Raw genomic sequence first — 6,680 nt, forward strand, 5'->3', positions numbered from 1 at the left:
GGCGGGGGCGGCGTGAAGTCGCCGACCGGAGCTAGACAAGTATCCGATCTCTATCTTAGCTCTTGAGCCAGAAACAAATCCTCGGCAGGAGTGCTCCACCCGTAAAGGGATACTGGCTCATCGTCGGCACCGAGATTTCGGATCAGGAAGCGCAAGCCGAATACGCCAGGCTTTGGAAGCCCATCGGCGAGAAGTATCAGGCACGCAGCAATCCTTCGAAAGTGCCGCCCCTGCTGGTGGAGGCGCGCGATGCCGGTCGGGTGATCGTCGTCCAATTCCCGTCATTGGAAGCTGCCAAGGCCTGCTATGACGACCCGGAAGCGAAGCGGTTTGCGCTGCAGGCGTCGAACCGCGTGCTGCTCATCTTCGAAGGGGATCTGGGGGAGGCTGGATGAGGCGCTCTACAATGAAGCGTCAATCATCGGCATTACTTGGGCGATCACCGATTGGCCTGTAACGCTGATTGCGTTCGGCTTAGGATTTTTTTGGGGTTCATACTGCGGATGCAGCAGGGTAGCAACACTCTCAAGTGTTGCGGTGGTCTGTGAAATATATAACCGCCCGCGCCTTTCGCCCTCGTTAGGTGGGCGACGGAGTTGCCCGGGTCCGTGTTATCTGGGCCGAAATAGCGCCATTTGATTTCGCCTGTGACGCCATATTTGGTCTTTATCCTGCGCACTTCGTCTGCAATGCCATGCCATTGGGCCTCATGCATGATAAGACCGGCTGTGACAAAATAGGGCCTATTGCCCACGCGGCAGGGTTTGGGCGGGCTACCACTCTCGTCAATAAAGCAAAGGTGCATTCTGCAATGTCAGGCAAACCCGCTGAAAAGAGTCAAGTTGAGAAGTTCCGCGAACTGGCGCGGGAGATTGAAACCGTCGATTCCGAAGAGCCGTTGAACGCGGCGATTAAGAAAGTGGCAAAGTCCCCGCCGCCGCCTAAGCACGACGAGAAAGCGGGAAAGAAGCCTCGCTAGCCCCTTGGTCGTCATCATAAGACTTCCACCAAGTGCCGCGCAGGATGCTGGCGATATCCCGATCCTGTGTGGGGTGACGCATCCGGTGAGGATCGAGCAACGGTTCGGTTTCTATGAGCCGCCGTCGTGAGCGTTCGATATACTCTCTCGATCTGGCGATTAGAATGCTGTCCTGATTGGAATAAAGCGCGCGATGGGGATTGTTGGGAGACATAGCGTGGCTCCGGTCTTATGCAGACGGGAGCGCTAGATCGCTGTCTCTCAGCCGCCGATGTCCGTTGGGTCGTTACCGGCGATAGTGGTCAACATACCGGAACCCAATTCGGTTCCCGAATTAATTGTGCGTCTGGGTCTGTCAAATATACAATCGCCCTTTAATATCGTGTTCAAACCGTGAACAAAATCTGGCATGGTGCCTGCCATGCCTATCGTTTCCGCGATTCCCCTCAACCCGCTGATCGACGGCCGCCAGTCGGAGCGCGCCATGCTGGTGCGGCGCGGCGTGCAGCGTCTGCTGACCCAAATGGGCGCGCATGTGCTGCCAGAGCTATCCCTGGCCACCGGCCGGCGGGCCGATCTTGTCGCGCTGACCCGGCAGGGCGACATCTGGATCATCGAGATCAAATCCTCGATCGAGGATTTTCGCGTCGATCGCAAATGGCCGGACTACCGGCTGCATGCCGACCGCTTCTTCTTCGCCACCCATCCCGGCGTGCCCGCGGAAATCTTTCCGGAGGAATGCGGCTTCATCCTCTCCGACGGCTATGGCGCGGAGATCTTGCGCGAGGCGCCGGAGCACCGCATCGCGGCCGCGACGCGCAAGGCATTGATGCTCAGGATCGCCCGCGCCGGCGCGGCGCGGCTCTTGGCGGCGGAGCTTGCCGGCGTGGCGGTGCCGGCGCTGGATGGCGAGAGTGAATAGCACCCATGTCCTCGCCCCCCGCGAAGGCGGGGAGAGGAACGGGGCGTTGCGGTCTGGCCTACTCCACATCCTCTTCCGCCCCACCCGTCGCTGGCGCCATCAGCAGCACCGCCGCGCCGACCAGCGCGGCGATCAGCGAGCCGGCGAGTATGCCGACCTTTACCGCGTCCTGAAGGGCCGCGTCATTGGCGAAGGCGAGCAGGCCGATGAACAGGCTCATGGTGAAGCCGATGCCACAAAGAAGCGAAATGCCGATCATATGCAGCCAGCCAGCATTGGCCGGCAGGTCGGCGAGGCCGAGCCGGATGGCGAGAACCGAGGCGCCGAAGACGCCGACCAGCTTGCCGACGACGAGGCCGGCGGCGACGCCGAGCGTCAGAGGCTCGACCAGCGCGGCAACGCTCAGGCCGCCGAGCGAGACGCCGGCATTGGCGAAGCCGAAGATCGGGATGACGATGAAGGGCACGAGCTTGTGCAGGCCATGTTCCAGCCGGTGCAGCGGCGAGTGTTCGACGTCGTGACCGATGGCGGGCGAACGCTCGAGCGGGATGGTGAGCGCCAGCGCCACGCCGGCAAGCGTCGCATGCACGCCCGACTTCAGCACCAGCACCCAAAGCGCCGCGCCGAGTACGAGATAGGGCAAGAGGTTCATCACCCGCATGCGGTTGAGTACGATCAATACGGCGATGACCGCGAAGGCGGCGCCGAGATAGGCGAGCGACAGGCCGCTGGTGTAGAACAGCGCGATGATGATGACGGCGCCGAGATCGTCGATGATGGCCAAAGCGGTAAGAAACACTTTAAGCGAGGCCGGCACGCGGCTGCCGAGCAGCGACAGCACGCCGAGCGCGAAGGCGATGTCGGTGGCGGTGGGGATCGCCCAGCCGGAAAGCGCCGCCTGGTTGTCGCGGTTGATCAAGACATAGACCAGCGCCGGAAACACCATGCCGCCGGCCGCGGCGATGCCCGGCAGCACGCGGCGCGGCCAGGTTGAGAGCTGGCCGTCCAGCATCTCGCGCTTGATCTCCAGCCCGACCAGCAGGAAGAACACCGCCATAAGCCCGTCATTCACCCAGTGCGAGACGCTGAGCGGACCGAGATAGGCGTGGAGGGCGGCGAAATAGGTTTCGGCGAGCGGCGAGTTTGCGACGATGAGCGCAAGGGCGGCGGCCGCCATCAGGATGATGCCGCCGGCCGCCTCGCCGTCGAGGAATTCGCGAAGCATCGATTTCGGCCGCTCGTCGCGCATGCCCCCTCCGTCACATGGCCCGCCGGCCGGTGTCCTTCGCGATGATGCTCAAACGCGCACGACGGGGCAAGCAATGGACCGGTCGGCCACCGTCGCCCTCCTTGCAAGCGCCGGCGCCGCCCCTCACCTGTCTGCCGGCATCCTCTCCCCGTATGACGGGGAGAGGGGCGCTCTCATCGCGGTTTTCGCCAATCGCCAGCGTTGCTAGGCGGCAGCCAGCGCTGCCTTCGACACTCGCCATCGGCAGCACCGTACGCGCGTTTAAGCAGGTTACCGCGGCGCCCGCTTTGCCAGAATCCGCTGCAGGGTGCGCCGGTGCATGTTGAGCCGGCGCGCGGTCTCGGAGACGTTGCGGTCGCACATTTCATAGACGCGCTGGATATGTTCCCAGCGCACGCGGTCGGCCGACATTGGGTTTTCCGGGGGTGCTGCCCGCTCGCCCGCGGTGCGGGTCAGCGCGGCGAAGACGTCGTCGGCATCGGCGGGCTTCGACAGGTAGTCGACAGCGCCGAGCTTCACCGCCGTCACCGCGGTGGCGATGTTGCCGTAGCCGGTCAGGATGATGGTGCGGGAATCGTCGCGCTTCTCGCGGATGGCGGCGACCACGTCGAGGCCGTTGCCGTCGCCGAGCCGCATGTCGACCACCGCATAGGCCGGCGGGCGGGCGCGCGCCTTGGCGACGGCCTCTTCCACGCTTTCCGCCGTCTCGACCGCGAAGCCCCTGGTTTCCATGGCGCGGGCAAGCCGGGTGAGAAATGGCTTGTCGTCGTCGACGATCAGCAGCGAGGTGTCCTCGCCTTCTACCATTGCGCCGGTGGGTTCTTCTGCGCTCATTTGCGTCAGCATCCTACTGCCTTACTTTTACGCAGATACAATTCTGCAACAGCAATGTCCAATTTTTACACCCGGCAACAAAGCTGCCATGCGCCAAATGCATAGGCTCACGCATTGTCGAATGCGGTGCCCGGGGCATGCTCGGGATTGAGGAAGACGCCGCGAGGCCAGGTGATCTGCACCACCGCCCCCTCGCCGAGCCCGCTCGAATTGCGAAAATCGATCGTCGCGCCCGAGCGCTCCAGCAACGTCTTGGCGATGAAAAGCCCGAGCCCGAGGCCGCCGCCGGCCTCCGTCCCCTGGCGCGTCGACATATAGGGCTCGCCGATGCGGTCGATGATTTCCGGCGGGAAGCCCGGCCCGTCGTCAATGATCGAGAAGGAGACCTCCTCACCGTCCCAGTTCCAGCTGACGGTGACCGTGTTCTTGGCGAAGTCGACGGCGTTCTCGACCAGATTGCCGAGCCCGTAGATGACGCCGGGGCTGCGCTGCCCGACCGGCTCCGGGCCGATGCGCTCGCCGGGGCGCAGCCGGATCGAGATGCCGAAGTCGCGGTGCGGCGCCGTCACTTCCTCGACCAGCGAGGTCAGCGGCAGGCGCGAAAGATGCGCCTCGCCTTCCGAGGACAGGCTGGTCAGCCGCTTCAAAATCTCGCGGCAACGCTCGCTTTGCGAGCGCAGCAGCTTCACGTCCTCGCTGAATTTCGGATCTTCTCCCAGCGCCTTTTCCATTTCCTTGGCGACGACGGTGATGGTGGCCAAAGGCGTGCCGAGCTCATGCGCGGCGGCCGCCGCGAGGCCGTCGAGCGCCGAAAGATGCTGCTCGCGCTGCAGCACCAGCTCGGTGGCGGCGAGCGCGTTGGCGAGCAGGCGTGCCTCGGCCGCGACGCGGAAGGCGTAAATCGCGGTGAAGGCGATCGAGGCGAACACCGCCATCCACATGCCGGCGACATAGATGAAGGGCATCGACAGCGGCGCGCCTTCGTACCAGGGCAGCGGCAGATGGAAGAACACAAGCAGCGTGGCCGCCGCGATAACCAGCGCGCCGAGCACCGCGGTGAGGCGCAGCGGCAGCGACGCGGCGGAAATGACGACGGGCACCGAGAGCAGGACCGAGAACGGATTGGTCAGGCCGCCAGTCATATAGAGCAGGCCGGCGAGCTGCAGGCTGTCGATGGTAAGGATGACGAAGGCCGAGAGCGGGGTCAGCCGATGCGCCGCGGGATAGCGGAAGGTGAGCCAGAGGTTCATCCAGGCCGAGCAGGCAATCAGCGCGAAGCACAGCGAGACCGGAAGCGGGAATTTCAGCCCGTAGGCGACGACAAGCACCGCCATGCTCTGGCCGACGATGGCCAGCCAGCGCAGGCGGATCAGCGTGTTGAGCCGCAGCCGCTGGCTCTGCTGGGAATCGGGCGCGCGCAGAATATTGATCATCGACTTACGATTATAGCCGCAGGAGGGTGAGCGCTAGTAGCGCTGTGACGGCGACTTGACCGGTCAGCGGCCGTTGTTTCGGTTCACCATCATGAGGGCTTGATGATTGGCCGAGGCCCCTCGCGATTTCGTCATCCACGGGCGGAGCGACGCGAAGCGGATCGCAGGCCCTAGGATGACGAAGTGATGGGCGTTTGCGCCAATCGCCAACGCGCGTTGCCCACTAACGCGAATGGCCCGCCGAAAGCGGCACGAACCTATGTCCCGCGCGGCTTGGCGCGGCTGGTGGCGGCCGCCAGCAGCGGGTTTTCCGGCCAGACATGCTTGGGATAGCGGCCGCGCATATCGGTGCGCACATCCGCCCACGAGCCGCGCCAGAAGCCGGGCAGATCGCGCGTCGTCTGGATCGGGCGGTGCGCCGGCGACAAGAGCTCCAGAGTCAGCGGCACCCTACCGCCAGCGATCGAAGGATGGCGATCGAGACCGAACAGCTCCTGCACGCGGATCGCCAGCACCGGCCATTCGCCGTCATAGCGGATCGGCACATGGCTGCCCGAGGGCGCGTCGAAATGGGTCGGCGCCAGCGCGTCGACCTCGCGCTGCAGGTCGTGCGGGACCAGCGACATCAGCCCCGCCGCAAGCGCCGTCGGCCTGATCGCCGCGAAGGAGGCCTCGCCGGCAAGGAAAGGCAGCAACCAGTCGTCGAGACGGTCGAGAAGCGCCTGGTCCGAGACGTCGGGCCAGGGAGAACCGAGGCCGCGATAGAGCCAGCCGAGCCGCTGGCGCAGCGTTTCCGCCTCCTTGCCCCAGTCGAGCAGCGACAGGCGGTGCTCGCGCAGGGCGTCCAGCATGGCCCGATCGGCCTCGGCACCGGAAGGTGCGGGCAGCATGCGCTCGGAAAGGGTGATGGCGCCAAGGCGAGCGGTCTCGCGCACGCGCACGACGCGGCGCTCGCGGTCGAAACTCGTCTCGCGCTTCGTCTCGATGCGGTCGGCAAGCGCGGTGCGGATAAGGGCCTCGTCGACGGGCGCGGCGGCGGTGATACGGGCATTCTGCGCCTTGCCCTGCAGATCGGCGACGACCTGCCAGCTCTCGCCGGCAAGTGGATCGGCAGCATCGACCATCGCGCCGGAACCGTTGGCGAGCACGAAGCGGCCGCGCTCGCCGCGGGCTCTGGCGACACGATCCGGCCAGGCATGGATCAGCAAGGCGCCGGGCGCGGCGATGCGCAAGCTCGCTCTGCCCGTGCGGCTCGCGCACATG

7 protein-coding genes are annotated in these 6,680 nt (G+C 65.0%); 3 read left to right on the forward strand and 4 right to left on the reverse strand.

Going from position 1 to position 6,680, the window contains the following annotated elements:
* Positions 1-62: 62 nt before the first annotated feature.
* From EOA60_RS13485 to EOA60_RS13495, 3 genes are all read left to right on the forward strand, one after another.
* A complete protein-coding gene (locus EOA60_RS13485; protein ID WP_245479209.1) occupies positions 63-395 on the forward strand; it encodes a DUF1330 domain-containing protein in 333 nt (110 codons plus the stop codon).
* A gap of 188 nt (positions 396-583) precedes the next feature.
* Entirely contained in the window at positions 584-979 is a 396-nt protein-coding gene (locus EOA60_RS38970) for a hypothetical protein (RefSeq protein WP_245432947.1), read from the forward strand.
* 421 nt (positions 980-1,400) lie between these two features.
* Entirely contained in the window at positions 1,401-1,901 is a 501-nt protein-coding gene (locus tag EOA60_RS13495; RefSeq protein ID WP_164746772.1) for an MmcB family DNA repair protein, read from the forward strand.
* 58 nt (positions 1,902-1,959) lie between these two features.
* Here the strand turns inward: EOA60_RS13495 and nhaA are convergent, their stop codons facing one another.
* From nhaA to EOA60_RS13515, 4 genes are all read right to left on the reverse strand, one after another.
* Complete coding sequence (gene nhaA, locus EOA60_RS13500; protein ID WP_067324294.1) at positions 1,960-3,150, reverse strand: Na+/H+ antiporter NhaA; 1,191 nt, start codon at positions 3,148-3,150, stop codon at positions 1,960-1,962.
* A 270-nt stretch (positions 3,151-3,420) separates the two neighbouring features.
* Complete coding sequence (locus tag EOA60_RS13505; RefSeq protein WP_040974834.1) at positions 3,421-3,984, reverse strand: ActR/PrrA/RegA family redox response regulator transcription factor; 564 nt, start codon at positions 3,982-3,984, stop codon at positions 3,421-3,423.
* Positions 3,985-4,091: 107 nt separating this feature from the next.
* Complete coding sequence (locus tag EOA60_RS13510; protein WP_095824307.1) at positions 4,092-5,417, reverse strand: ActS/PrrB/RegB family redox-sensitive histidine kinase; 1,326 nt, start codon at positions 5,415-5,417, stop codon at positions 4,092-4,094.
* Between the two features lie 257 nt (positions 5,418-5,674).
* Positions 5,675-6,680: ATP-dependent helicase C-terminal domain-containing protein (locus tag EOA60_RS13515; RefSeq protein ID WP_281060742.1), on the reverse strand; the 1,006-nt coding region annotated here is incomplete at its 5' end.

This window comes from Mesorhizobium sp. M1A.F.Ca.IN.020.06.1.1, from assembly GCF_004023265.1.
GTDB lineage: Bacteria > Pseudomonadota > Alphaproteobacteria > Rhizobiales > Rhizobiaceae > Mesorhizobium.

Excerpts from the sequence above, each read along its gene's own strand:
- EOA60_RS13510 (WP_095824307.1), bottom strand. The coding sequence starts at position 5,417 with ATGATCAATATTCTGCGCGCGCCCGATTCCCAGCAGAGCCAGCGGCTG.
- EOA60_RS13495 (WP_164746772.1), top strand. The coding sequence starts at position 1,401 with ATGCCTATCGTTTCCGCGATTCCCCTCAACCCGCTGATCGACGGCCGC.
- nhaA (WP_067324294.1), bottom strand. The coding sequence starts at position 3,150 with ATGCGCGACGAGCGGCCGAAATCGATGCTTCGCGAATTCCTCGACGGC.
- EOA60_RS13505 (WP_040974834.1), bottom strand. The coding sequence starts at position 3,984 with ATGAGCGCAGAAGAACCCACCGGCGCAATGGTAGAAGGCGAGGACACC.